A 25,146-nucleotide genomic window follows, 5' to 3' on the forward strand; every position below is an offset into this window, starting at 1 on the left:
TTTCGGGGATGTCGGATTGAGAACAGAGCGGGCTACAAATCCGTTTATGTTCGGGTATCAATCAGGATCGTTTCTCGATGACAAACCCAATCCCCACCGAGCCCGGCATTCTCGCCTTTCACAACCGCTGCGAGGCGTTCTATCCGGCGGATGCCGTCGATGCGTCGATTGAGCAGCAGCGCGCATGGTATGACGCGCTCTGCGCCGAGTTCGATGCGCCGTCGCCCGAAGGGCTGACGCGGCGAGATGAGATCGTCGGCGGACGGGTTCCGGTGCGGCGGTACAGGCCGGCCGAAATCGCGACGCAGACTCGTCTTTTCTACATCCACGGCGGCGGCTTTGTCGTCGGATCGTTGCAAAGCCATGATGCCATCTGCGCTGAAATCAGCCATGCGGCAAAGGCCGAACTGGTGTCGATCGATTACCGGCTGGCGCCGGAACATGTCTGGCCGGCGGCGTTCGACGATTGTTACGAGGTGCTGGCTTGGCTACTGGCTGATCATCGGCCGCTGGTGGTTGTCGGTGACAGCGCCGGCGGCAATCTGGCGGCGGGCATGGTGCTGAAGGCCAAGGCGGAGGCGCTGACCGGAATCGTCGGGCAGGTGCTGATCTATCCGGGCTTGGGCGGCGATCTCGTCTCCGGTTCCTATGCACAAATGGCCGAGGCGCCGGGCCTGTCGACGGCCGATGTCGCCTATTACCGGGATGTCCTGAAGGCGCCTGGGGAGAATGCTCTTGCCCATCCGTTGAAAGCGGCTGATTTTTCCGGACTGCCGCCGGCCTATATCACGTCAGCGCATTTCGATCCGTTGCGCGACGATGCGGCGCTCTATGCGCAGCGGCTGATTGCTGCGGGTGTCAGCGTCACCTATCGCGATGAGCCGCAGATGATCCATGCATGGCTGCGCGCCCGTCACATGAGCGAGGGCGCGCGGGAAGGATTTAAGCATCTGTGCCGCGGTGTCAGCGATCTGGTTCGAACGCTGTGATCAGCCCTTGGCTTTCAGGACGAGGACCGGATCGGCACTGAATTCCGCCGGGAACAGCGCCTTGAGGTTCTCGATCTTCGGCATGTCGTTGTAGACGATGTAGGGATAGGTCGGGTTGAGCGTCAGGAAATCCTGGTGGTATTCCTCGGCCGGGTAAAAGGCGGTCATCCCGGACACCTTGGTGACAACCGGTTCGCCATAGACCTTCGCCTTGTCCAACTGGGCGATGTAGCTTTCGGCGATCTTCTTCTGCTCGCTGGTGGTCGCAAAAATTTCCGAGCGATATTGCGTGCCGTGGTCCGGGCCCTGATAGTTCAGCTGGGTCGGGTTGTGCGCGACCGAGAAGTAGATCTGCAGCAGCCGGCCGTAGGTGACTATCTTCGGATTATAGGTGATTTCGACGGTTTCGGCATGGCCCGTGTTGCCGCCGCTGACGGTCTCGTAGACGGCGGTATCCTTGGCGCCGCCGGAATAACCCGAGACTGCGTTCTTGACACCTTTCACATGCTGGAAGACACCTTGCACGCCCCAGAAGCAGCCGCCGGCAAAGACAGCCTTCTCGGTCGTCGCGCTGGCTGTTTCGTCGATGGCCGGAGGGGGAATGACCACGGCATCCTCGGCGGCACTGCTGAATGTCGAGGACATGGCAAACAGGGCGGCGGCAATGGCCGTCATGCCGGCCATTCCGAAAACGAAAGGTCGTTTGGTTGGAAGCTTATGGAATGCGCTCTGCGGCATGGTATTGCTCCTTCAATGGCCTTGGGCACAGGTACGGCACCCCGCTGCCGATTGTAGCGGCTGCGCCCTTGCTTTATCAGCAACCTGTGGCCAACACCGGCTTGCGGTCAAATCGCAAATGCGTGCGTAACGCCAAAGTGAGAGGCCACAGACCGGCATACACGTCCGTGTGATCGGGAGATCGAGGCAGGGAGTTGGAGAACATGACTGGGATAACCGATCTCGCAACGCTCTTGCGCGAGATGCGTCCGCACTTGCGTCCGGGCGACTATGTCTATTGCAGCGTTCCGGCGCATGAGACCGGATGGCCTTCACTGGAGCCGCTCGGGTTCTTCCGGGAGGAAGAGGGCCTGACTTTGGTTCTGGAAAAAGCGGCTGCCGACAAGGCCGGGCTGGCCTATGGCCCGGTGATGCGCTGCATCACGCTGACGGTTCATTCAGCGCTTGAGGCCGTCGGGCTGACGGCGGCGGTTGCCGTGGCGCTGACGCGGCATGGCATCAGCGCCAATGTGATCGCGGCCTATCACCACGACCACATCTTCGTACCTGCGAAAGATGCGGAGCGGGCGCTTGCCGCCCTGGCAGAGGTCTCTCCCGAAATCACATGAAGTCGCGGGCCACGCGCTTCTCGAAGGTTTTTTCGAAGATCTGTGTATCACCTTCGAAGGCTGTCACCGAGGCAGAGGTCAGCCACTCCGTCGCGGTGCAGCCAATGCGTGAGATTGAAACGGTTTTGACCGACCAGTTTTCGCGTTTGGCAATGCAGGTCCAGGTCGAGACACCGGTCATCGACAGCGGATCGTCGGTAGCGATGGTCCAGATCTCGTTGCGAATCTCCTGCGTGGCAAGACCGGTATCCGGATGCTCGAAAAGGCCGGTATCCTCATAGATGTAATAGTGCGTCCTGCCCGTCGTCATGTCGCGCTCGACCCGGCGGCTGGAACTGCCCGGCGCAAGCTCGGTATATTTCGGCAGCGGGTCGGGGTTTTCCGGTTCCGCCATCGTGATCGCCTGATACTCGCCAAGTTTCGGCAAAGCGAGCCCCAGTGAAGCGAGATCCAGTGTCAACCCTGGATCGGACGGGGCGGGAAGGACCATCGGCCAATAGGCGGTCGAGAGCGACAGCCGGATGCGGTGACCTGCACCGAAGCGGTAGCCGCAGGCGTCCAGAACCAGAGTGATCCGGGTCTTCTTGCCCTTTTCCAGCGGCTTGGGCTCGGCATTGCCGTCGCGGTGGGCAAGGTTCAGCACGCCGAAGGCGACGCGGGTGGCGCTGCCGTCCGGATGGATATCGACGAGGCGGGCAACGAGATTGGCCCAGTCGGCATCGCAGGCAAGCTCGACCGTCAGCACTGGCTGACCGAGATAGTCGGCCGCCTGTGCCAGCGGTGCGGTTTCGAAGGTCAGCGAGCCGGCATCGTCGATGCGCTGGTCGCCGGCCATTTCGGCGTCTGGCTTTAGCGTGAACCATTCGCCGGAGGAAGTGCCGGTGTCGAGCGGCGATTTCAGGTAGACATTATGGTCATGGGCGCCGGCGATCAGCGGACCTTCGTTGAGGCCGCCGAACTGATCGACATACAACGTCTGCATCTGCGGCGGCTGCCACCGGTCCTTTGCCACCCAGAAGCCGGGTTCGACATTGCGGCGCAGCGCCGGTTTAGGCCCATCGAGGATGAAGGCGCGCATCTGCGGCAGGTTTTCGACGCCGGTTTCTTCGTCGCGCAGCCAGCGGTTCCACCAGGCGATTGCTTCGCCATGGAAATCGGCGCGGGGCTTGGGCCAGGCGAAATGCGGATATTTGTGCACCCAGGGGCCGATCAGGGCCTTGGCCTTTTCGCCGAGGCCCTCGATGGCCTTCATCGGCGTGTTGCGATAGCCGTCGGCCCAGCCGGCGATGACCATGGCAGGCACGGGGAAGCCATCGAAATCCTCGCAGATCGATCCGTGTTCCCAGAACGCATCGCGGCGCTGATGCTCCAGCCATTCCTCCATGAAGAAGGGTTCGTTTTCCAGCCGTTCCAGCCACATCTGCTTCCATGCATCGCCGACCAGCGCCGGATCGGGCGAGCGCGACTGATAGGCGAGCATGGTCGCGGCCCAGGAGAGCTGTGCGGAAAGATGCGTGCCGTTCTTGTAGTGAATGTCGTCATTGTAGCGATCGACGGTGGAGGCGATCGAGATCACCGCCTTCAACGCCGGTGGTTTGAGCGCCGCCACCTGCAGGCAGTTGAAGCCGCCCCAGGAAATACCCATCATGCCGACCTTGCCGTTAGACCAGGGCTGCGCGGCGATCCAGGCGATCAGTTCGCAGCCATCGCCAAGCTCGCGCGGCGTGTATTCGCCGTCGATGACGCCGTCGCTTTCACCGGAACCGCGGATGTCGACGCGGACGCCGGCGATGCCTGCCGCCGCAAACACCGGATAGGTGGATTCGTCGCGCGGGCTTGTTCCGTCACGCTTGCGATAGGGCAGATATTCGAGCACAGCCGGAACCGGGTTCTGATCCGCGCCGTCCGGCATCCAGATGCGGGCGGAAAGCCGTGTGCCGTCGGAAAGGACGATCCATTGGTTTTCGATGACGGTGACGTTGCGTATGGTCATATCCTGGTCTTTTCTGCATGCTGGCGACGCTCTTTAACGTCGCGGGAGGCGATGATGTTCGGAAGAAATGTTTCTGCTGCCGTTTTGATCCTCGGATTTACCGGTGTTGCCGGAGCGAGCGACACGGCACCGCTGCCGGCCTGCGCGCTGTCCGGCGCCACAAGCGTGATGATCGGCGGCCAGCCGGCGCTGAGAATGTCTGACGTCGCCAATTGTCCGCCGGAACTCTACGAGATTGTGCCCAGCATCTTCATCGAAGGCCAGCCTGTCGTGCATTTCCGCTCCGGCACCGGTGCCAAGGGCGACTGTTTCGCCAAGGGCGATCCGTCCGTCATGCTGGAAGGCGAGGCAGCGCAGCGAACCGGCGACGTTGCTTGCAGCGCGAAATAACATCATAGCCCGAGGCGGCCAGCGACGGGCTACACTTTCGCTCGGCATCGTCAATTGCCGGCGCTTTCCATCCGGCGCGTCGTCAGCACCTTTTCCAGCCATCCGATTTCCATTTCCGGAACTGACTTCAAGAGCAGGTCGGTATAATCGTCGAAGGGTGGCGAGAGCACCTTGGACTTGGGCCCGAAGCGCACCAGCTTGCCGCGATGCATGACGGCGACAGAGTCTGCGATGGCGCGGACAATGGCGATGTCGTGGGTGATAAAGACATAGGAAACAGCGGTTTCCTCCTGAAGCTTCAGAAGCAGATTCAGGATGCCTTCGGCCACCAGCGGGTCGAGCGCCGAGGTCGGTTCGTCGCAAAGAATCAGTTCTGGTTTTGCCGCGAGCGCTCTTGCGATCGCCACGCGCTGCTTCTGGCCGCCCGACAGTTCGGCCGGGTAACGGTCGAGAAAACGATCGCCCATTTCGATTTGGTCGAGCAGCTGCTTGACCCGCTCCGTCTTTCTGGCCCCATGCAGGCCATAGTAGAAGGAGATCGGCCGGCCGATGATGTCGCGCACAGTCTGACGCGGGTTCATCGCTGTATCCGCCATCTGGTAGATCATCTGCACGCGGCGCAATTCCTCCTTGCTGCGCCCGCTCAGAGCTTTTGGAAGCACCTTGCCGTCGAAGGTGATTGTGCCTTCCGACGGCGGCAGAAGACCAGTGATGACGCGGGCCAGCGTCGACTTGCCGGAACCGCTTTCGCCGACGATCGCCAGCGTCTGGCCCTTGGGCAGATGCATGGACACGTCGTGCAGCACCTTGAAGCCATTGGCGTAACCGGCACTGACATGCTCGATCTTCAAGAGGGTGTTGCTCTGGTCGCGGGCTTCCTCCCGCTTGCTCTGGCGGACGCTGACCAGCGCCCTTGTATAGTCCTCGTTCGGAGCCTCGATGATCTGCCTGGTTGTTCCATATTCGACGGTCTTGCCGTGACGCAGCACCATGATGTCGTCGGAAATCTGGGCAACCACGGCAAGGTCATGGGTAATGTAGAGCGCTGCGGTATGCGTTTCCTCGATCGCGTGCTTGATCGCCGCCAGAACGTCGATCTGCGTGGTGACATCAAGCGCGGTCGTCGGCTCGTCGAAGACGATCAGTTCGGGATTGGGGCAGAGCGCCATGGCTGTCATGGCGCGCTGCAACTGGCCGCCGGAGACTTGATGGGGAAAGCGGTCACCGAACGTTTCAGGGCTCGGTAGGCCAAGCACCTTGAAGAGGTAGAGCGCCCGCTTTTCCGCATCCGCCCGGCTCATGATCTTGTGGCGCAAGGACGCCTCGATCACCTGTTCGCCGAGCTTGTGGGCTGGGTTGAAGGCGGCTGCCGCAGACTGGGCGACATAGCAGACCTTGCAGCCGCGGATGGTGCGCACACCGTCACGGCCGAGCGTCAGGATATCCTTGCCGTTGAGCAGGACCTGCCCGCCGGTGATCGATGCACCGCCACGGCCATAGGCAAGGGCAGAGAGACCGATCGTGGATTTGCCGGCGCCGGATTCGCCGATCAGGCCAAGCACCTTGCCCTTCTGGACATCGAAGGAGACGTTTTCGACCAGGGTCACGGTTTTCGGCGGTTCGCCCGGCGGATAACTGGTGGCCTCGATCTTCAGATTTTTGACAGACAACAAATCAGGCATCGCCGCGCCCTCCCTTGAGGCTCGAGGTTCGCTTCATCAGCCAGTCGACGACGAGGTTGACGCAGATGGCAAGGCCGGCGATCGCGCCGCCCGGGACGAGGGCCGCCGAGATGCCGAAGATGATGCCGTCCTTGTTGTCCTTGACCATGCCGCCCCAGTCGGCGGCCGGCGGCTGGATGCCGAGACCGAGGAAGGAGAGGGTGGAGAGGAACAGGATGGAAAAGGCAAAGCGCAGGCCGAATTCGGCCAGAAGCGGCGACAGTGTATTGGGCAGGATTTCCCGGAAGATGATCCACCGCGTGCCTTCGCCGCGCAGGCGCGCCGCCTCAACGAATTCCATCACCGCCACATCGAGCGCGACGGCACGGCCGATGCGGAAGACGCGGGTACTGTCGAGGATCGCCATGACCAGAATGAGGATCCAGAGCTGTTGCGGCAGGACGGCAAGGACGACGAGGGCGAAGATCAGCGTCGGGATGGCCATCATCAGGTCGTTGAAACGCGAGAACAGCTGGTCGATGAGCCCACCTGTGACGGCTGCCGTGAACGACAGCAGCATGCCGAGCGAGAAGGATATGACCGTTGCGGCAAGGGCGACGAAGATCGTCGTTCTCGCTCCGAAGATCAGGCGGGACAAAAGGTCCCGGCCGAGATTGTCGGTGCCGAGCAGGAAGTCGCCGCCCATCGGCAGCCAGATGTCGCCGACGACGTCGCGTTCGCCGAAGGGCGCGATCCAGGGCGCGAAGATGGCGCATGACAGCGCAAGGACGATACCGGCGATGCCGACCCATGCACTCAAGGGGATGGAGCTCAATCTCATCGTGGATGCCTCAATCTCGGATTGGCGAGGATGGCGAGAATATCCGCGGCCATGTTGAGGAAAATGTAGAAGGCGGCAAAGATCAGACCGCAGGCCTGGACCACCGGCATGTCGCGCACCGTGACGGCATCGACCATGTACTGGCCCATACCCGGATAGACGAACACCACTTCCACGACGACGACGCCGACAACGAGATAGGCGAGATTGAGCGCGATGACGTTGATAACCGGGGCGACGGCATTGGGAGCGGCGTGCCTTGCAATGATGCGGAAGGCGCTAAGGCCCTTGAGTTCTGCCGTCTCGACATAGGCCGACGACATGACGTTGAGGATAGCCGCGCGCGTCATGCGCATCATATGGGCGAGAACGACCAGCACCAGCGTTGCGACCGGCAGCGCGATGGCCGAGAGCCGTTCGCCAAAGCCCATGCTGTCATAGACGGTGGCGGGGAAGGTCGCCACGCCCAGCTGGACGGCGAAGAACAGGATCAGGAGATAACCGACGAAGAACTCGGGCAGCGAGATGGCAGCCAGGGAGACAACGTTGATGATCTTGTCCGGTAACCGGTTGCGGTATTGCACGGCAAGCATGCCAAGTGCGACGGCCAGCGGAACGGAGACAATAGCAGCGAAGAAAGCAAGAAACAGCGAATTGCCAAGCCGTTTGCCGATCTGCTCGCTGACGGAGTTCTTGCTGGCCCAGGATTTGCCGAAGTCACCCTTCACCGCGCCGCTGAGCCAGGTGATGTAACGCTCGGTCAGCGGCCGGTCGAGGCCAAGGTCCTTGCGAATGTTTTCCACCGCCTGCGGCGTTGCCGACTGGCCAAGATAGGTGGTGGCGAAATCGCCGGGCAGGGCTTCCACGCCGCCGAAGATCATCAGCGACACGGCAAAGAGCAGGCCAACGCTTAAACCCAGACGCTGGACGATGAGGGCCGCCAAAGGACGGCGCAGGGTGAAACGGCGCCAGAACGTACCGGTGACGACGCCCGCCGGGGGCGTCATCATCGTTCCGGAAACGGGCGCCGATTGCGAGAGGCTTTCGCCCCCCGCAGCCGGACCCGCCGTCAACGCCGGACCCTTGTTCGGTCCGTCGCCCGTCATCAGGCGTCGAGCCAGACGCGGGTTGCGACGTAACCGTTCGACATGTCGTTGCCAATGTCGTGGACGTAGCCCTTCACCTGTTTGGTGGAGGCATTCACGAAGTCGTTGAACATCGGCAGGATCAGGCCGCCTTCGTCGCGGACCATCATGGCCATCGAGCGGTACATTTCCTTGCGCTTGGCTTCATCCAGTTCCGAACGGGCTTCAAGCAGCACCTTGTCGAAATCGGGACGCAGGAAGCGCGTGTCGTTCCAGTCGGCGGTCGAAAGGTAAGCCGTCGAGTACATCTGGTCCTGGGTCGGACGGCCGCCCCAGTAGGATGTCGAGAACGGCTGGACGTTCCAGACGTTCGACCAGTAGCCGTCGCCGGGCTCGCGCTTCACTTCGATCTCGATGCCCGCCTTCTTGGCGCTCTCCTGATAGAGGACCGCCGCATCGACGGCGCCAGGGAAGGCGACATCGGACGTGCGCAGAAGGACCGGACCGCTATGGCCGGACTTCTTGTAGTGGAAGGCCGCCTTGTCCGGATCGTAGGCGCGCTGCTCGATGCCTTCCGGGAAGAGAGCGTAGGTCGAGTTGATCGGGAAATCGTTGCCGACCTTGCCGTAGCCGCCGAGGATGGTCTGCACCATGTTCTCGCGGTCCATCGAGTATTTCAACGCCATGCGCAGGTCGTTGTTGTCGAACGGCGCGGTATTGCAGTGCATGATGAAAACGTAGTGGCCGCGGCCGGAGGTCGAGAGGATCTCGACGGTCGGCGCACGCTTCAGGAGTGCTACGGTCTTCGGATCGACGCGGTTGATGTAGTGAACCTGGCCGGAGGAAAGCGCGGCGATACGGGCCGTCGCGTCGTTCATGTTGATGATTTCAACGCTATCGACGTAACCGCGATTCGGATTCCAGTCGTTCGGGTTCTTTTCGAAGGTGGCGCGCACGCCGGCTTCAAAACTGGTCAGCTTGTAGGGGCCGGTGCCGATCGCCGCATTCGGATTGTCGTAGCCGCCACCCGGCTGGATGATCAGGTGGTAGTCGGACAGAAGCAGCGGCAGGTCGGCATTGCCCTCCGTCAGTGTCAGGACGAGATCGCCGCCCTTGTCCTCGATCGTCTTGATCGACTTCATGACGCCGAGGGCACCCGATTCCGACTTCTCGTCGGTGTGGCGCTGCAGGGTCTTGACCACGTCGTCGATCGTCAGTTCCTTGCCGTCATGGAACTGGACGCCCTTGCGGATCTTGAAGGTCCAGACGGCAGCATCCGGCGAAGGCTCCCAGCTTTCGGCCAGTGCGGGCACAGCGGCGCCCGTCAGCGGGTCGGATTCGACCAGCATGTCGCCCCAGTTGCGGCCGACGACGAAGAGCACCTGCGACAGTGCCTTGGCCGGATCGAGCGCGTCGGTGGCCGAGCCGCCTTCGAGGCCGAGTTTCAGGTGACCGCCCTTTTTCGGCTCCTGCGCCGAGGCGCTGGCCGCAAACAGCGTGCTTGCGCTCGACAGCGCGACGCCTGCGGCCAAGGTCCGGCCCATGAATTCGCGCCGGTTCATCTTGCCCATCGTCACCTGATTGGCGAGGTAGTTCTTGTAATCGCTCATTCCCCTGTTCCCTATGTTGATGGCTTTTCGCCGTTTTTGATTATTGTTTTCGATCATGATTGATCGGGGTGTTGTATGCCCGAGGGCATGTAGGTCAGTCACTTCTGCGGTTTGGTTTGCCGCAATCGAGCCTTTCATGAAATGGGCGCCCCGATTCCGGAAAACCCGTTGAAAATCATGGTATCTTCAGAGTTGGCCTCTGTATTCACATAAAAATTTCGCAGTTATCATAAATCTGACTTATGGTGCCAGGGCGCAGAAAATCGTTGTGCGCCTTGCCGTCATGCGCTGCCCGGCAGCTACTTTCCCTTCCAGACCGGGTCGCGTTTTTCCGAAAACGCCCGCGCGCCTTCCAGCTGGTCGTCGCTCGAATAGAGGATATCGACCGTCTTGAACTGGCGCTTGGTGATCTTGTTCATCGTCGTCTGGAAATCCTCGCCTTCGGCAGCGCGGACCACTTCCTTGATCGCGGCATAGACCAGCGGCGGGCCGCTTTCGAGCAGGCGGGCGAGCGCCCAGGCGCGCTCCATCAGCTTGTCGGCGGGCAAGATCTCGTTGACGAAGCCCCAGCGGTGCGCCTCAGCCGCATCCAGCCAGCGGCCGGTGAACAGCATGTCCATGGCGATGTGGTAGGGGATGCGCTTTGGCAGCTTGATCGAGGCGGCATCGGCGACCGTGCCCGAGCGGATTTCCGGCAGGGCGAAGGTCGCGTGTTCGGCAGCAAGGATCATGTCGGTCGACAGGGCGATTTCCAGACCGCCGCCGCAGCAGATGCCATTGATGGCAGCGATGACCGGCTTGTTGAGATCGCGCAGTTCCTGCATGCCGCCGAAGCCGCCGATGCCGTAGTCGCCATCGACCGCGTCGCCGCCGGCGGCCGCCTTCAGATCCCATCCCGGACAGAAGAATTTCTCGCCAGCACCGGTAATGATCGCGACGCGCAACGTCTCGTCGTCGCGGAAGCCGGCAAAGATTTCGCCCATGATACGGCTGGTCACCAGATCGATCGCATTGGCTTTCGGCCGATCGATGGTGACTTCGAGAATTCCGCCTTCGCGGCGCGTTCTGATAGGTCCGGTCATAGGCGTTATTTCCTTCGACGGATCAGGGCATCGGCCGCAACGGTTCCAGACCCTTGCGGCAAGACCATGATAGGATTGATATCGAGTTCTTCGAGCTTTGAAGCGTTTGCAGCGACATAGGATGCCACGGCAGCGACAGCTGCAATGAGGGCCGGAATGTCGCCTTTTGGGCTGCCGCGATATCCGTCGAGCAGCTTTCTGATTTTCAGGCCGGAAATGGCCTCGCCGATAGCCTCAGGCGTCGTCGGAAGGGTTAAATTCGCCGAATCGTCCAGCAATTCCACCAGAATCCCGCYGGCGCCAATGGTCAGCACCAGACCGGCGACGGGGTCACGAAGCGCGCCGACGATGATTTCAGCGACGGGTTTTGCAATCATTTTTTCGACAAGATAGCCGGACGCGACGCTTCTCATGGCCTCTGCTGCATCAAGAACCGACTGCCGGTCGGCAAGGTTGAGCTTGACGGCACCTGCTTCGGTCTTGTGGGCAACGCCGAGACCCTTGAGGACCACCGGAAAGCCCAGCGTTTCGGCGGCATCGGCAGCTTCATCTGTTGTGGACGCAGTCCTGCCTGCCGGGACTGCGAGGCCGAATTTTGCCAGTTCGGCTTTTGCCTCGCTCTCGCTGATCACAACGATTTCTCCGCCTTCCGACTGTGCGGACAGGAGCGGTGCCGGAGCCGGTTTCGCCCAGATGGCGCCGATGCCGGCCGAAATTTCGGCGGCGGCCAGCGCTTCGTCGATGCCGGAGAAGGCAACGACGCCGGCGGCCATCAGCGACAGTGCGGTGTCTTCCGGCATGTTTTCACCGAGGCTGGCGACGATGCCCGCAACGGCGCCCGTCGCCTTGGCCGAGGCGATGACGGCCTCGCAGGTGGTGTTCCAATCGGCTGCATCGCAGCGGTCCTGCCGCGGGAAATCGAGGACGACGAGGTTGAGCGCATAATCGCCCTTCATCATCGCCGTAAACGCCGTCGTCTGCTTTTCCAGATTGCCCCAGACGAAGGTGTGATAGTCGAGCGGGTTGGCGATGGTGACCATCTCGCCGAGGCTTTCGCGCAAGGGCTGGCGCTGCGCGTCCTTCAGGGCCCGGAACACAGTCTTCCGTTTCACGCCGGCATCAGCCATCAGCGAGGCCTCGCCACCGGAGCAGCTCATCGAGGAGATGTCGAGGCTTTTCAGCGGCGGGTGGAGGTGGAGCAGCTTCAGCGTTTCCAGCAGTTCCGGCAGCGTATCGACGCGGCCGATCCCGAGGCGTTCGAGCACGGCGCTGGAAACGGCGTCGTTGCCCGCGAGCGATGCGGTATGCGAGACCGTCGCCAGCTGCGCGGCTTCGGACTTGCCGACCTTCAGGGTGACGACCGGCTTTTTCAGTTCACGCGCCCGCGCCGCCAGCCGCTGCAGCGCCTCGATGCTGTCAAAGCCTTCGATGTGCAGACCGACGGCGGTGACGCGCGGGTCTTCGAGAGCGGCGATGGCAAGCTCCGAGAGGCCGGTCTGCGCCTGGTTTCCCGCCGTCATGATATAGGCGAGCGGCAGGCCGCGCATTTGCATGGAGATATTGCAGGCAATGTTCGACGACTGGGTGAGAACCGCGACGCCGCGTTCGACACGCTGCATACCGTGCTGGTCCGGCCAGAGCAGGGCGCCGTCGAGCGCGTTGATGAAGCCGTAGCAATTGGGGCCGACGATCGGCATGTCACCGGCCGCTGCGACCAGCGCCTCCTGCAGATCGTTGCCGTCGGCAAGCTCGCTGACGGCCTCGCGGAAGCCGGAAGCGTAGCAGATGGCACCACCGGCGCCGCGGGCAGACAGATCGCGGATGATCTCGATGGTGAGCTGACGGTTGACGCCGACGAAGGAAGCGTCGGGTGCGCCCGGAAGCTCGGCCACAGAGCGGTAGCACCGGCGGCCGAGGATTTCGTCCTCCCTGGGATGCACGGGCCAGATATCGCCCCTAAACCCCATCTTGTCGCATTGTTCGATAACCCGGCGCGCTTCCTTGCCGCCGAAGACGGCGATGGATCTGGGCCGGATAAGGCGGGTGAGAGAGCGGGTCATGCTCATGCTCCAAGCGGCCGGAGCAGGTCGCGGCTGATGATGTGCCGCTGGATTTCGGACGTGCCGTCCCAGATGCGCTCGACCCGGGCGTCGCGCCAGAAGCGGGCAAGCGGCAGGTCGTCCATCAGGCCCATGCCGCCATAGATCTGGATCGCCTCATCGGTGACGCGGGCGAGCATTTCCGAGGCATAGAGCTTGGCGGATGCGATCTCTCGGTTGGCCGGAAGCTTCTGGTCGAGCCGCCAGGCTGCTGCCAAAGTCAGATAGTCTGCCGCGTCGATCTCGGTGATCATGTCGGCGAGCTTGAAGGAAACGCCCTGGTTGGCGCCGATCGGCTTGCCGAACTGCTTGCGCTCGGCTGCATAGGGCAGGGCGTAGTCGAACACCCGGCGGGCGCGGCCGACGCAGGTCGCGGCAACGGTAATGCGCGTGGCGTAGAGCCAGTCATTGGCGATGTCGAAGCCCTTGTGGACTTCGCCGAGGATGGCGGAGGAGGGCAGACGGCAATCGTCGAAGGAGAGGATGCAGTTCTTGTAGCCACGGTGAGAAACCGAGTCATAGCCGTTGCGGATTTCAAAGCCCGGTGTGCCGCGATCGACGAGGAAACAGGTGATCTTTTTCTTCGGGCCGCGCGGCGTCTCTTCCTCGCCGGTGGCGATGAAGACGATGACGAAATCGGCGATATTGGCATGTGAAATGAAATGCTTGGTGCCGTTGACGATCCAGTCGTCGCCATCCTGACGCGCGAAACACTTCATGCCGCGCACGTCGGAGCCGGCATCCGGCTCGGTCATGGCCAGCGCATCGAATTTCTCGCCCTTGACGGCGGGGATCAGGTATTTTTCGCGCTGCTCGTCATTGCAGGCCATCAGGATGCCCGAGGGGCGGCCGAAGAACACGGTGAGGCCCATGGAGCCGCGGCCGAGTTCGCGCTCGACCAGTGTGAAGGTCTGGTGATCGAGACCGGCGCCACCGACCTCTTCGGGCATGTTGCAGGCGAAGAAGCCGAGATCCTTGCACTTTTGCGCAATCTCCTGACCAAGTTCCTTCGGCACGGTACCGGTCCGTTCGACCTCGTTCTCGTGCGGATAGATTTCGGTCTCGACGAAGCCGCGAACGGTATCGACGATCATCTGCTGTTCTTCGGTCAGTGCGAAATCCATGATGTGTTCCCTCGTATTCTTGTTTTGGGTTCGGCCCAAGCCCTGCCCCTCACCCTAGCCCTCTCCCCGCAGGCGGGGAGAGGGGACGACGGAAGTTGCCGCTTGTCCCTTCTCCCCGTTTACGGGGAGAAGGTGCCCGACAGGGCGGATCAGGGGCAGCCTTGCCGTCCGCCTATCGTTTCTGCCCCACAGCACGCCCAACGCCCTCAGGCTTCGGCAATCCAGCATGCGCCTCGGCAATCGCCTTGATCCTGTCGAGAACCGAGGCGGGAGCCGGAACGGCCTTGCTCTCCTTGGAGGAGACATGCAGCATCATCTGTTCGGCGGTTGCCACCGCTTCGCCGGAGGCAGCGTTGTAGATGGTCGAGAAGATATGCAGGCGCTTCTCGTCATAGGAGAGGATCTGGCAGGTCGAGTAGAGCGCGTCGCCGAGCTTGGCTTCGCCGAGATTGCGGATGTGGGTCTCGACCGTGTAGTAGCTGTGGCCGTTCTTGACGTAGTCGAGGTCGACGCCGATCAGGCGCAGGACGCCGTCCGACGTGTCGCCGAACACCTGCAGGTAGCGGTGTTCTGTCATGTGGCCGTTATAGTCGACCCAGGCGGCGTTGACCTTGGTGTCGAGAATGCGGATCGGCTGTGCCTGGCCCAGATCGGTCTTGGGCTTTTCGGCGCTGGCCCAGAGACTGTCCTCGAAATCGGCGAGCAGCTTGCCGGCTCCCCAGCCCTTGCCGCCATCGCCGCTCTTCAAGGCATGCATGATGCCGACGAGGTTTTCGTCGCGGATGCGTTCCAGCTCGCGGATGCCGCGGGCGCCGGACTGCGCGTCGGACTGGCCGGCGATCTTGTCGACCAGTTCGTCGTCGAGATCAACGACGTCCATCAGCTTGGTCCAGGGCCAGGACAGGCAGGGGCCGAACTGGGCGAGGAAATGGCGCATGCCGGCTTCGCCACCGGCAATGCGGTAGGTCTCGAACATGCCCATCTGCGCCCAGCGCATGCCGAACGAATAGCGGATGACGTCGTCGAGCGTTTCTGTATCGCAGATGTCGTCCTTGATCAGCCACAGGCCTTCGCGCCAGACGGCTTCGAGCAGGCGGTCGCCGACGAAGGCCTCGATCTCCTTGTTGATGATCACGCCCTTCATGCCGATCGGCGCAAGCTTTGCCTTGGCATCCTGCAGCGTCGCCTTGGCGGTCTTTTCGCCACCGACCAGTTCGGCGAGCGGCAACAGGTAGACCGGATTATAGGGATGGGCGACGAACATGCGCTCGGGATGCTTCATGTCACGCTGCAGGTCCGTCGGCATGATGCCTGATGTCGAGGAGCCGATCAGGGCTGTCGGCGAGGCGGCCGCGTCGATCTGGGTGATCACGTTGCGCTTCAGGTCGATCCGCTCGGGAACGCTTTCCTGAATCCAGTCAGCGCCTTGCACAGCTTCTTCGATGCTCTTGACGAAGGTGAGCCTTCCCTTCTTCGGCAGGGGCGCCATAGTCAGCATGGCATAGGCGCGCTCGGCATTGGCGAGCACTTCGCCGACGATGCGTTCTGCCTCCGGATGCGGATCGAACATGTTGACGTCGATGCCGGCGAGAATGAAGCGCGCCGCCCAGGCCCCGCCGATAACGCCGCCGCCGATGCAGGCTGCCTTGGTGATTTTGGTCATGCTTGTTCCACCTTTGTTTGTCTTAAGACCCCGCCCCAACCCCCTCCCACAAAGGGGAGGAGCTTACCTCGCCGCTCCAACATCAATCTCATCAACGTTTCAGCTTGCGGTGCGCTCAGTTTTTGGCGGAAGCGGTGCCGCAGATCAGGCCCTCCCGCTTGTGGGGAGGGTTGGGAGGGTCTATCTTTTTGTGAGCTTCAGCTTCTCGCGCACTTCGGCCGGGCCGATAATCCGGGCGCCCATGCCTTCGATGACGCCGACGGCCTTTTCGACGAGCTGCGCGTTGGTGGCGAGCTGGCCCTTGCCGATATAGAGATTGTCTTCCAGCCCGACGCGGACATTGCCGCCGGCAAGCACTGCCGCTGCCGGATAGGCAAGCGCATTGCGGCCGATCGAGAAGGCAGAGAATGTCCAGTTCTTCGGGACGTTGTTGACCATCGCCATGAAGGTGTTGAGGTCGTCGGGCGCACCCCACGGAATGCCCATGCAAAGCTGGATCAGGACTGGGTCTTCGATCAGGCCTTCCTCGACCAGCTGCTTGGCGAACCAGAGATGACCGGTATCGAAAGCCTCGATTTCCGGGCGCACGCCAAGATCGGTCATCAACTTGGCCATGGCGCGCAGCATCGACGGCGTATTGGTCATGACATAGTCGCCGAGCGAGAAGTTCATCGTGCCGCAATCCAGCGTGCAGATTTCCGGCAGGCATTCGGCGACGTGGGAAACGCGCTCGGTGGCGCCGGCCATGTCGGTGCCGTTGGGATTGAGCGGCAGCGGGCTTTCGACATTGCCGAAAATCATGTCGCCGCCCATGCCGGCCGTCAGGTTGAGCACCACATCGACATCGGCGGAGCGGATGAGATCGGTGACTTCCTTGTAGAGGTCATTGCGGCGGCTCGGTGCACCCGTATCCGGATCACGCACGTGACAATGGACGATGGCAGCACCTGCCTTGGCGGCGTCGATGGCCGAGGCTGCAATCTGTTTTGGCGATCGCGGCACATGCGGCGACTTGCCGGCGGTATCGCCGGATCCGGTGACGGCACAGGTGATGAAAACGTCGCGGTTCATGCTCAGTGGCATAAAAGCCTCCCCTTGTTCTTGACCGGCATTACGAGCTAAGAATGCCGGCTCTGCTTTCCTTTTGCGGATGTGTGTTATACATTTTCGGAATTAGAAGCCGGAGATGGACGAATGCTCGTTCCAGCGGATGGGACCCAGCATATCGATCTGCTGGTGTTGCCGGAGACCAATCTGATCCTCGTTGCGTCGGTGATCGAACCGCTTCGTGCCGCCAATCGCATTGCCGGAAAGGTGCTGTACGACTGGGCGATTTTCAGCCCGGACGGCCAGCCGATCGAAACCAAGAGCGGAATTCCCATCCCCGTTGCCGGGCCTTTCCGGCCACAGAATGAAACGGCACCGCTGTTTATCCTGTCGAGCTACAACTGGAGGGCCTACGCGACGATGCAGTTGAAGATGCTCCTGTCGCGAACGGCCCGGCATCGCGAGGTGATGGCCGGGATCGAGGCCGGCACATGGTTTCTGGCCGAGACCAGCCTGCTCGACAATTTCTCGGCAACCAATCACTGGGAAGATTTCGAGGATTTCGCTGCCGCCTATCCGCACATCACCGTGGTGCGCGAGCGGTTCGTCATCGACGGCAAGCGGATTACCACCGGCGGTTCGCTGCCGACGCTTGACCTGATGCTGGAGCTGATCCGCCGCCAGCACAGCTATTCGCTGGCGCTGGAAGTATCGCGGCTGTTCATCTACGAACAGGAGCGCACGCGCGGCGACCTGCTCCAGGTTCCCGCCATCGGCAACATGCGCATCCTGGATGCCCGGGTGGGAGCAGCCGTCAAGCTGATGGAAGAGACGGTTGATGCCCCCCTGACGCTGGCCCGTCTCGCCCGCCGGGCGGGTGTCAGCGCCCGCCACTTGCAGGACCTGTTTCAGGAGACCATGGGAGTGGCGCCGCATGCCCATTACCTGGCACTTCGGCTGAATGCGGCGCGGCGCAAGGTGATCGAGACCCGTGCCGATTTCGCCGATATCGCCGCCGCTACCGGCTTCAATTCATCCTCGGCCTTTTCGCGCAGTTATCGCGCCCACTACCGCGAAAGCCCGAGCGAAACGCGAAGGCGCGTCAAGCTCAAGAGTTGATTCAAGTCCTTCGCGCGTCGATTCAAGGGGTGGTGGATTCCTGAGTCAGATCAGGCGTTTGGCGTCCATTGTGCAGGAGGTGATTCAAGCATGGGCTGGCCCAATGTCCTGTCCGTTGTCATCATGCCCAGCATGGCTTCCGCCACCTGCCGGGAGAGCGCGTTTTTCTGCCATGCCAGCGACAGGCTCTGCATATAGCCAGGCCCCAGCCTTAGCATCGCCGGGGCATTTCGCATGCGGGCGGCGGAGCTTTCCGGCAACACCGAAAGATAACCGTGGTCCATCACCAGATTGAGGATGACGGGGATGGAATCGACTTCGGTCAATGTCAGCCTGCTGCGTTCCTGCTCGCTGAGCGTTGCCTCGATGAAATGGGTCGCCTGCTGGCGCAGCCCGCTTTTGACGCTCGGCACGGCGATGGGATTGGCTTGCAGCAATCCACCGATATCGCTGCCGTGCCTGGCAAACAGCGACGGGTGGCCGGCGAGCGCCAGCGGCGTGCGCGAAATCAGCCTGCCTTCGAATTCCAACGGGAAGGTTTCGAGGTCAAGCAGGACCACGTCGAAACGACGGTTCTTCAGGCCGGCGATCAGTTCGTCGGCGGTCGTGCTGGACACGAACAGCGGCTGACGCGGGCGGGCGCGATGCCACTGCGCCGTCAGCGCCGCCAGCATGCGGGCGATCTCGCTTTCCGGACCGAGCGGCATTACCGAGCCGAAACGCCAGGTCGCAGCCGCCCGGCGGAAGCGGTCGCCGGAGGCGCGCGACAGCCGCCGCCAGATTTCGAGCAGGTTTTCGACGATCGGGATCGCCGCCAGGCCTTCGGCCGTGCAGGCGATACCGGATGGCGAACGGATCATGAGCGCGTAGCCGAGGTCGCGCTCCAGGTCGTTCATCTGCCGCGTCAGCTGCGGCTGTCCGGTCGCCGACATCTTCGACGCGCCGCGGATACTGCCGCTGCGGGCGACGGTGACGAAGCGTTCCAGCGCGGTCAAGCTGATCGATGGTGTGGCATCCGGGTTTTTGCCGGGGGACAGGAGCAACCTGATGGCCTCGCTTGCGGCTGCAAGGTCAGCCATGCGGCTCTGCGCCTCCAATGTCGGCACAAGATTGGCGCGCTCGCGCCGGACCAGCGGCACCGCGATGGCTGCCTCGAAGCGTTTCAAGGCGGCGCTGACGCTTGCCGGCGGCCTGCCGCTCACCTTCGCTGCCCGGCGGATTCCGCGTTCGTCGAGGATCGCGTGAACAAGGGCGAGCGTGGCAATGTCCATGGGCGGTGACGATCCTCTTCAGGCGGATTGCGGGGTAGCGCCGATATGTACAGCCATCGGCATCAGGTGTTTCATTTTTGGGATATAACACAAACCGGGCTGTTGGGCATAGCATGTCGCCAACAAGGTGAGTCAAAGCATGCATGCATCGGTGAAAACCATTGTCCTGAACGGTAACCCGCTCGACTTCTCCTCATTGGAGAAAATCGGCTCCGGCCTGTTCGTGCCCGTCGTTGCCGAGCAGTCATTCGAACGGGTCGATACCGCCCACAGCGTCATCGCCGGTCGTATCGCCATGGGCCTGCCGGTCTATGGCGCCAATACCGGCGTCGGCTCGATGAAGGATCGCCTGTGGACGGTCGATGACCTGGTGGAATTCAACACGGCACTGGTCAAGGCCCACCATTTCGGCACCGGTCCATTGTTTTCCGCAGCCATCGTGCGCAAGGCCATCGCTATCCGCATCAACACGGCGCTCGCCGGCCATACCGGTTGCAGCGTCGATCTCGTCAAGGCGTTCCTGGCTCTTCTGGAGCGCGGCGTCGTGCCGGCCGTCCATCGCCATGGCTCGATCGGCTGTGCCGATATCGGCCTGATGGGGCAAATCGCCTCGGTGCTGACCGGTACGGGCCAAGCCTTTTTCGAGGGTGAATTGCTCGACGCGGTGGAGGCGCTCCGCCGCGCCGGGCTTGAACCCTTCGTCATGCTGCCGCGCGATGCGCTGGCAGCGCTCAGCGTCAACGCGACGGCCTTTGCCGCGGCCGCCGACGTCTTGCGCGAGGCGGCATCGGCCGTTCGCGTGCTGATGACCACTGGCCTGATGTCGTCGCTGGCGCTCGGCGCCTCTGCCGACCCGTGGCGGGTTGCCGCAACCCTTGGAACACGCGGCGAAGCGCTGGTCGGCTCCTGGCTTTATGGCCAGTCCGATTGTGTCGACTGGCCGCTGCCGACGGCAATCCATGATCCCTTGAGCCTGCGCATGACCGCGCAGGTGTTTGGCGCAGCCGTCGATACGCTTCTGGTCGCGGCCGAACGGCTGGTCGATGCGACCTATTTGTCCGACGATAATCCGGTCGTGCTGGGCGGGCAGGTGCATTCGTCCGGCGCGTCGCTGCCTTTGACGACGACGCTCTATATCGAGACGGCGCAGATCGCCTTTTCGCATGTGGCGCGCAATGTGCTGAACCGCTGCATCCTTCTCTCCAACGGCGTGCGGCGAAACCTGCCGATCAACCTGGTCGCACCGGGCGAAGTCGCGAGCGGCCTTGGCCCGGTGATGAAGCTGGTGGTGGAACTCTACATGCGCGTTCAGTCGCTTGCTGTTCCCTTGTCGGCGCAATCGATCGTCGTTGCCGGCGGTCTGGAGGAGGAGGCGACCTTCCTGCCGCTGATCGTTGAGCGCATGGAAACGCAGGTGCGCGATCTCAGGCAGATGGCGGCGATCGAGGCCATGCTATCGGCCCAGGCCATCGATCTTTTGGGCGATGCACCGCACGGCGTCACCCGGATTGCCTATGACCGGGTGCGGGCCGTCAGCCCGGTCTATCTCAAGGACCGGCCACTGTCGAAGGAGATCGAGGTGCTGCATCACGATTTTGCCTGCGGGCGCCTGCTTGAGGCGATCGTGGCGGCCGCGCCGATGCCCGAATTCGACGATTTCTTTGCGCTTGGACAGTAAGGGAGGCAGGGGATGTCTGACTTCGATCTGGTTCTGAAAGGGACGGTTGTTCTGGCCGATCGCATCGTCGAGGGCGGGTTCGTCGCTGCGCGCGACGGCAAGGTGGCGTTTGTCGGGCAGGGCGCCATGCCGGGCGCACGCGAACGCCATGATCTTGGAAGCGCGCTGATCCTGCCCGGAGCCATCGATGCGCAGGTGCATTCGCTGAGCCAAAAGGATCAGGAGGATTTCATCTGGTCGACGCGCTCGGCGGCGGCGGGCGGTGTCACCACCATCGTCGACATGCCCTATGACGAAGGCAATCTTGTCTGCTCGGCGCAGGCCGTGCAGCGCAAGATCGATCATGCCGGCAAACAGGCGCGCGTCGATTTCGCGCTCTACGGCACGATTGATCCGGAGGAAGGTCCGGCACGTATTCCCGAGATGGTCGAGGCGGGCGTCGCCGCGTTCAAGTTCTCGACCTTCGGCACGGATCCGAAACGTTTTCCGCGCATTCCGGCCGGTTTGCTGGAGGATTGTTTTGCGGCGATCGCGCCAACCGGCTTGGCTGCCGGTGTGCACAACGAGGACGACGAGGCGGTGCGGGCCGCGATCGACAAGGTCAAGGCGGCCGGCATTACCGACTACCGCGCCCACGGCCTGTCACGCCCGCCGCTGACGGAGCTGCTGGCCACCAATCAGATCTACGAAACAGGGGCGGCGACAGGCTGTCCTGCCCACGTCGTCCACTGCTCGGTCGGGCGCGGTTACGATATCGCCGCCGCCTATCGGGCACAGGGTTTTCGCGCCACCATCGAATGCTGCATCCACTATCTCGTTCTCGATGAGGAAAACGACGTGAAGCGGCTGGGCGGCAAGGCGAAGATCAATCCGCCGATCCGGCCGCGCGCCGAGGTGGAAAAGCTCTGGCGGCATGTGGCTGACGGCAAGGTGACGCTGGTTTCGACCGATCACGTCAGCTGGTCGGAAAACCGCAAGACCAATACGGACATGCTCGCCAACGCATCCGGTGTTCCAGGGCTGGAAGTGATGATCCCTCTGTTTGTCAAAGGCTTGCTGGAGCGCGGCATTCCCTTGACGCGCGCCGCCGAACTGATGTCGCTCAACCCGGCCCGGCATTTCCGGCTGGATCACCGGAAGGGTGCGCTGGAAGCCGGAAAGGATGCCGATATCGCCGTCCTGACGCCGGAGCCCTACAGCTATGACGCGGCGGCAAGCGGCAACAATGTCGTTGGCTGGTCGCCCTATAATGGCATCCGCCTGCCCTGGCGGGTGGCTGCTACCTATAACCGGGGCGTACAGGTTTTCGATGGCAAGGCGGTGTTGGCAGCGCCCGGCACTGGCCAATTCGTCCGGCCGCTGCCAAGCCTTCCGTTGCGCGAGGCTATCTGATGGCCACGGTCGAAACCAATCTTCCTGTCGATATCAGGCGCATTGCCGATATTATCAAGGGCCTTGCCCGTATCACCGAGCCGGACAAACCCTATACGCGCCGTGCCTTCACGCCACTGTTTCTCGAAGGGCGGGGCTTTCTCGAACAGCGCTTCAAGGCGGCCGGACTGGAAACCCGCATCGATGCGTCCGGAAACCTGATCGGCCGCCGCAAAGGGCGTAAATCCACGCTCGGGACGATCATGCTCGGCTCGCATTCCGATACGGTGCCGGAAGGCGGCCGCTTCGACGGTATCGCGGGCGTGGCTGCGGCGCTCGAAGTCGCGCAGGCGTTGGGCGATGCCGGCATCCGGCTCGATCATGATCTGGAGGTTGTCGATTTCCTCGCCGAAGAAGTCTCGATCTTCGGCGTGTCCTGTATCGGCAGCCGTGGTTTGGCGGGCCTGATCCCGGACGGCTGGCTGAGCCGCACGCAAGGGGAGCTCACTCTGCGGCAAGGCATGATCGATGCCGGCGGTGACCCGTCGCGGCTGGCACGGCAGAAGCGCTCTGATATCAAGGCATTTCTGGAATTGCATATCGAGCAGGGTCCGGTGCTGGAAGCCGAGCGCTGCGATATCGGTATCGTCACGGCGATCGCCGGTATTACCCGCATCGAAATTCTCTTCGAAGGCCAGGCGGACCATGCCGGCACGACGCCGATGGGGCACAGGCGCGATGCGCTGGTGGCTGCCGCGCGCATGGTCGGCGAGGTCGAACGTCTGGCCATGGATTTTGCCAAAGGCGAGGGGCATTTCACCGCGACGGTCGGCGAATTCTCGATCGCGCCGAATGCGGCCAATGTCGTGCCGTCACGCGCCCGCATCCTGATCGATGCACGCGCGGAGCTGCGGCCCGACATGGAACGGTTCATTGCCGAGATCGATCAGCTCGCCGTTGATATCCAGCGCGAAACCGGTGTGTCGATCGCCTCGCCAAAGCTGATTTCGGACAATTTTCCGACACCCGCTGACCCCTTGGTGATGCGCAATCTCGAACAGGCCTGTGACCGTGCCGGGGCAACGCGCCGTCGCATGGCGTCCGGTGCCGGTCACGATACCGCCTGGATGGCACGGATTTCCAAGTCGGCAATGATCTTCATCGCTTGCCGCGAGGGACGGTCGCATACGCCGGACGAATGGGCCGAGAATGACGACATCGCGCTTGGCGCGGCGGTTTTGTTCGAGGCCGTCCGGCAACTCGACGCGGATCTACAGGGAGAGCAGTGATGGGCCGGATACTCACGGAAAAGGACGTCGAAGCGGCGGTCAAGGGCGGCTCGGTCTATGCGGCTGGCGGTGGCGGCTGGGCCGATCATGGGCGAATGCTCGGCTATGCCGCGGTGTCGATCGGCAAGCCGGAACTGGTTTCCATCGACGAACTCGACGCCGATGATTGGGTAGCGACGGCTGCGGYCATCGGCGCACCGGCCTCGACGACGCCCTGGGAAATGCGCGGTGTCGATTACGTCAAGGCGGTCGAGCTGCTGCAGGAGGCGCTTGGCGAAAAGGTCTCGGCGCTGATGGTCGGGCAGAACGGCAAGTCCTCGACCCTGAACGGCTGGCTGCCATCGGCGATCCTCGGCACCAAGGTTCTCGATGCCGTCGGCGACATGCGGGCGCATCCGACCGGCGACATGGGGTCGATCGGCATGGCGGGCTCGCCCGAGCAGATGATCCAGACCGCGGTTGGCGGCAATCGCGAGGAGAACCGCTATATCGAGCTGGTCGTGCGCGGCGCGACCGCCAAAGTCTCGCCGATCCTGCGCACCGCATCCGACATGTCCGGCGGCTTCATCGCATCYTGCCGCAACCCGCTACGCGCGTCCTATGTGCGCAGGAACGCAGCACTTGGCGGCATCTCGCTGGCCTTGACTCTGGGCGAGGCGATTATCGCAGCGGAAGGCAAGGGCGGCAGCGCCATCATCGACACGATCGCCAAGACCACCAACGGTACGATCCTTGCGGAAGGCGTCATCACCGGCAAATCCGTCGTCTACACCAAGGAAGCTTTCGATATCGGCACGGTGACTCTGGGGAAGGGCGATGACTCTACGGTACTGCATGTCATGAACGAATATATGGCTGTCGAGAATGCCGGCGGCACGCGGCTTGCGACCTTCCCCGACGTCATCACCACGCTATCGCAGGAGGGCGAACCGTTGAGTGTCGGGCAATTACAGGTCGGCATGACAATCTTCGTGCTGCATGTGCCCAAAACCGTCATCCCTCTGGCGTCGAGCGTGCTCGATCCGTCGGTCTATCCGCCTGTCGAGAAGGCGATGGGCATTGACATCGCAAGCTACGCTTTGTCCGGCCGGATGTAGGGAGAATGTGCCATGTCGCGCGATGCCGGTCTTGAGGAACTGATCAGGCAGGAGCTCGGCGAGAGATCGGGGCTTTCCGAGAAGCCGATGTTCGGTGGCCTTGCCTTTCTCCTCGACGGCAATCTTCTTTGCGGCGCGCGCAACGACGGCATGCTGGTGCGCCTCGGCAAGGGCAATGATGGCTGGGCGCTGGAGCTCGATGGCATTGAGCTCATGGTGATGGGTGACCGTCGGATGAATGGCTGGGTGCGCGCAGGTGCGCAGGCCTTTGGAGACGACGCACTGCGCAAGCGCCTGCTTGACGCGGCACTCGCCTATGTTCTCTCGCTGCCGCCAAAATGAACAAAAAACGGTGCCGTGCCTCCTCCCTACACCAACCCTTTACGGGAGT

General features: G+C 62.4%; 21 protein-coding genes. 9 read left to right on the forward strand and 12 right to left on the reverse strand.

From position 1 onward, the window contains the following. Positions 1–77 precede the first annotated feature (77 nt). Positions 78–989, forward strand: coding sequence for an alpha/beta hydrolase (locus AC1D17_RS05015; protein WP_477564324.1), 912 nt, complete (start codon positions 78–80; stop codon positions 987–989). Here AC1D17_RS05015 and msrA read toward each other — a convergent pair whose 3' ends face one another. After that, a complete protein-coding gene (gene msrA / locus AC1D17_RS05020) occupies positions 990–1,673 on the reverse strand; it encodes a peptide-methionine (S)-S-oxide reductase MsrA (RefSeq protein WP_477564497.1) in 684 nt (227 codons plus the stop codon). Between the two features lie 257 nt (positions 1,674–1,930). Between msrA and AC1D17_RS05025 the strand changes: the two genes are divergently transcribed. Beyond that, on the forward strand, positions 1,931–2,335 hold the full coding sequence (locus tag AC1D17_RS05025) for an ACT domain-containing protein (protein WP_477564325.1): 405 nt from the start codon (positions 1,931–1,933) through the stop codon (positions 2,333–2,335). Here the strand turns inward: AC1D17_RS05025 and AC1D17_RS05030 are convergent. After that, entirely contained in the window at positions 2,328–4,328 is a 2,001-nt protein-coding gene (locus AC1D17_RS05030; RefSeq protein WP_477564326.1) for a CocE/NonD family hydrolase, read from the reverse strand. The two genes, AC1D17_RS05025 and AC1D17_RS05030, sit on opposite strands and share 8 nt — an antisense overlap. Positions 4,329–4,382: 54 nt before the next feature. Between AC1D17_RS05030 and AC1D17_RS05035 the strand changes: the two genes are divergently transcribed. Further along, positions 4,383–4,718 carry a PAAR domain-containing protein gene (locus tag AC1D17_RS05035; RefSeq protein WP_477564327.1) on the forward strand — a complete coding sequence of 112 codons (336 nt, stop codon included), beginning with the start codon at positions 4,383–4,385 and terminating at the stop codon, positions 4,716–4,718. A 50-nt stretch (positions 4,719–4,768) separates the two neighbouring features. Here AC1D17_RS05035 and AC1D17_RS05040 read toward each other — a convergent pair whose 3' ends face one another. The 9 genes from AC1D17_RS05040 to bcoG all read right to left on the reverse strand — a co-directional run bounded on the left by AC1D17_RS05040 (position 4,769) and on the right by bcoG (position 16,966). Further along, complete coding sequence (locus AC1D17_RS05040; RefSeq protein ID WP_477564328.1) at positions 4,769–6,400, reverse strand: ABC transporter ATP-binding protein; 1,632 nt, start codon at positions 6,398–6,400, stop codon at positions 4,769–4,771. Further along, the gene (locus AC1D17_RS05045) at positions 6,393–7,220 is read right to left on the reverse strand and encodes an ABC transporter permease (protein WP_477564329.1); all 828 of its coding nucleotides are present in this window, start codon (positions 7,218–7,220) and stop codon (positions 6,393–6,395) included. The genes AC1D17_RS05040 and AC1D17_RS05045 overlap by 8 nt, the downstream gene beginning before the upstream one ends. Beyond that, positions 7,217–8,341 carry an ABC transporter permease gene (locus AC1D17_RS05050; protein WP_477564498.1) on the reverse strand — a complete coding sequence of 375 codons (1,125 nt, stop codon included), beginning with the start codon at positions 8,339–8,341 and terminating at the stop codon, positions 7,217–7,219. The genes AC1D17_RS05045 and AC1D17_RS05050 overlap by 4 nt, the downstream gene beginning before the upstream one ends. Then, positions 8,326–9,915: an ABC transporter substrate-binding protein gene (locus AC1D17_RS05055; protein WP_477564330.1), complete on the reverse strand. Its 1,590-nt coding sequence runs from the start codon at positions 9,913–9,915 to the stop codon at positions 8,326–8,328. The genes AC1D17_RS05050 and AC1D17_RS05055 overlap by 16 nt, the downstream gene beginning before the upstream one ends. 299 nt (positions 9,916–10,214) lie before the next feature. Continuing rightward, positions 10,215–10,997 carry a carnitinyl-CoA dehydratase gene (locus AC1D17_RS05060; protein ID WP_477564331.1) on the reverse strand — a complete coding sequence of 261 codons (783 nt, stop codon included), beginning with the start codon at positions 10,995–10,997 and terminating at the stop codon, positions 10,215–10,217. Positions 10,998–11,002: 5 nt separating this feature from the next. Beyond that, on the reverse strand, positions 11,003–13,057 hold the full coding sequence (locus AC1D17_RS05065; protein ID WP_477564332.1) for an acetate--CoA ligase family protein: 2,055 nt from the start codon (positions 13,055–13,057) through the stop codon (positions 11,003–11,005). Between the two features lie 2 nt (positions 13,058–13,059). Continuing rightward, on the reverse strand, positions 13,060–14,220 hold the full coding sequence (locus tag AC1D17_RS05070; protein WP_477564333.1) for an acyl-CoA dehydrogenase family protein: 1,161 nt from the start codon (positions 14,218–14,220) through the stop codon (positions 13,060–13,062). A 172-nt stretch (positions 14,221–14,392) separates the two neighbouring features. Further along, positions 14,393–15,883, reverse strand: a complete 1,491-nt coding sequence (locus AC1D17_RS05075; RefSeq protein WP_477564334.1) for a carnitine 3-dehydrogenase — start codon at positions 15,881–15,883, stop codon at positions 14,393–14,395. Between the two features lie 180 nt (positions 15,884–16,063). Beyond that, a complete protein-coding gene (bcoG, locus tag AC1D17_RS05080; RefSeq protein WP_477564335.1) occupies positions 16,064–16,966 on the reverse strand; it encodes a 3-dehydrocarnitine:acetyl-CoA trimethylamine transferase BcoG in 903 nt (300 codons plus the stop codon). A gap of 111 nt (positions 16,967–17,077) precedes the next feature. Between bcoG and AC1D17_RS05085 the strand changes: the two genes are divergently transcribed. Further along, positions 17,078–18,049, forward strand: coding sequence for a GlxA family transcriptional regulator (locus AC1D17_RS05085; RefSeq protein ID WP_477564336.1), 972 nt, complete (start codon positions 17,078–17,080; stop codon positions 18,047–18,049). Between the two features lie 50 nt (positions 18,050–18,099). On the opposite strand, the gene AC1D17_RS05090 is transcribed toward AC1D17_RS05085, so the two are convergent. Further along, positions 18,100–19,320 carry a LysR family transcriptional regulator gene (locus AC1D17_RS05090; protein WP_477564337.1) on the reverse strand — a complete coding sequence of 407 codons (1,221 nt, stop codon included), beginning with the start codon at positions 19,318–19,320 and terminating at the stop codon, positions 18,100–18,102. Positions 19,321–19,459: 139 nt separating this feature from the next. Between AC1D17_RS05090 and AC1D17_RS05095 the strand changes: the two genes are divergently transcribed. The 5 genes from AC1D17_RS05095 to AC1D17_RS05115 are packed head-to-tail and all read left to right on the forward strand — an operon-like array spanning position 19,460 to position 25,097. Then, positions 19,460–20,998, forward strand: coding sequence for an aromatic amino acid lyase (locus AC1D17_RS05095; protein WP_477564338.1), 1,539 nt, complete (start codon positions 19,460–19,462; stop codon positions 20,996–20,998). Between the two features lie 12 nt (positions 20,999–21,010). Continuing rightward, positions 21,011–22,390: a dihydroorotase gene (locus AC1D17_RS05100; protein WP_477564339.1), complete on the forward strand. Its 1,380-nt coding sequence runs from the start codon at positions 21,011–21,013 to the stop codon at positions 22,388–22,390. Beyond that, entirely contained in the window at positions 22,390–23,658 is a 1,269-nt protein-coding gene (locus AC1D17_RS05105) for a Zn-dependent hydrolase (RefSeq protein ID WP_477564340.1), read from the forward strand. The genes AC1D17_RS05100 and AC1D17_RS05105 overlap by 1 nt, the downstream gene beginning before the upstream one ends. Continuing rightward, on the forward strand, positions 23,658–24,755 hold the full coding sequence (locus AC1D17_RS05110) for a DUF917 domain-containing protein (protein ID WP_477564341.1): 1,098 nt from the start codon (positions 23,658–23,660) through the stop codon (positions 24,753–24,755). Before AC1D17_RS05105 ends, AC1D17_RS05110 begins: the two co-directional genes overlap by 1 nt. A 12-nt stretch (positions 24,756–24,767) precedes the next feature. Continuing rightward, positions 24,768–25,097, forward strand: a complete 330-nt coding sequence (locus tag AC1D17_RS05115) for a TfoX/Sxy family protein (protein ID WP_477564342.1) — start codon at positions 24,768–24,770, stop codon at positions 25,095–25,097. The last annotated feature ends 49 nt before the right edge of the window (positions 25,098–25,146 follow it).

The organism is Pararhizobium sp. P1_E7, from assembly GCF_056405855.1.

Excerpts from the sequence above, each read along its gene's own strand:
- AC1D17_RS05115 (WP_477564342.1), top strand. The coding sequence starts at position 24,768 with ATGTCGCGCGATGCCGGTCTTGAGGAACTGATCAGGCAGGAGCTCGGC.
- AC1D17_RS05015 (WP_477564324.1), top strand. The coding sequence starts at position 78 with ATGACAAACCCAATCCCCACCGAGCCCGGCATTCTCGCCTTTCACAAC.
- AC1D17_RS05035 (WP_477564327.1), top strand. The coding sequence starts at position 4,383 with ATGTTCGGAAGAAATGTTTCTGCTGCCGTTTTGATCCTCGGATTTACC.
- AC1D17_RS05070 (WP_477564333.1), bottom strand. The coding sequence starts at position 14,220 with ATGGATTTCGCACTGACCGAAGAACAGCAGATGATCGTCGATACCGTT.
- AC1D17_RS05030 (WP_477564326.1), bottom strand. The coding sequence starts at position 4,328 with ATGACCATACGCAACGTCACCGTCATCGAAAACCAATGGATCGTCCTT.
- msrA (WP_477564497.1), bottom strand. The coding sequence starts at position 1,673 with ATGGCCGGCATGACGGCCATTGCCGCCGCCCTGTTTGCCATGTCCTCG.
- bcoG (WP_477564335.1), bottom strand. The coding sequence starts at position 16,966 with ATGCCACTGAGCATGAACCGCGACGTTTTCATCACCTGTGCCGTCACC.
- AC1D17_RS05085 (WP_477564336.1), top strand. The coding sequence starts at position 17,078 with ATGCTCGTTCCAGCGGATGGGACCCAGCATATCGATCTGCTGGTGTTG.
- AC1D17_RS05095 (WP_477564338.1), top strand. The coding sequence starts at position 19,460 with ATGCATGCATCGGTGAAAACCATTGTCCTGAACGGTAACCCGCTCGAC.
- AC1D17_RS05090 (WP_477564337.1), bottom strand. The coding sequence starts at position 19,320 with ATGGACATTGCCACGCTCGCCCTTGTTCACGCGATCCTCGACGAACGC.
- AC1D17_RS05105 (WP_477564340.1), top strand. The coding sequence starts at position 22,390 with ATGGCCACGGTCGAAACCAATCTTCCTGTCGATATCAGGCGCATTGCC.
- AC1D17_RS05045 (WP_477564329.1), bottom strand. The coding sequence starts at position 7,220 with ATGAGATTGAGCTCCATCCCCTTGAGTGCATGGGTCGGCATCGCCGGT.
- AC1D17_RS05060 (WP_477564331.1), bottom strand. The coding sequence starts at position 10,997 with ATGACCGGACCTATCAGAACGCGCCGCGAAGGCGGAATTCTCGAAGTC.
- AC1D17_RS05055 (WP_477564330.1), bottom strand. The coding sequence starts at position 9,915 with ATGAGCGATTACAAGAACTACCTCGCCAATCAGGTGACGATGGGCAAG.
- AC1D17_RS05075 (WP_477564334.1), bottom strand. The coding sequence starts at position 15,883 with ATGACCAAAATCACCAAGGCAGCCTGCATCGGCGGCGGCGTTATCGGC.
- AC1D17_RS05100 (WP_477564339.1), top strand. The coding sequence starts at position 21,011 with ATGTCTGACTTCGATCTGGTTCTGAAAGGGACGGTTGTTCTGGCCGAT.
- AC1D17_RS05040 (WP_477564328.1), bottom strand. The coding sequence starts at position 6,400 with ATGCCTGATTTGTTGTCTGTCAAAAATCTGAAGATCGAGGCCACCAGT.
- AC1D17_RS05025 (WP_477564325.1), top strand. The coding sequence starts at position 1,931 with ATGACTGGGATAACCGATCTCGCAACGCTCTTGCGCGAGATGCGTCCG.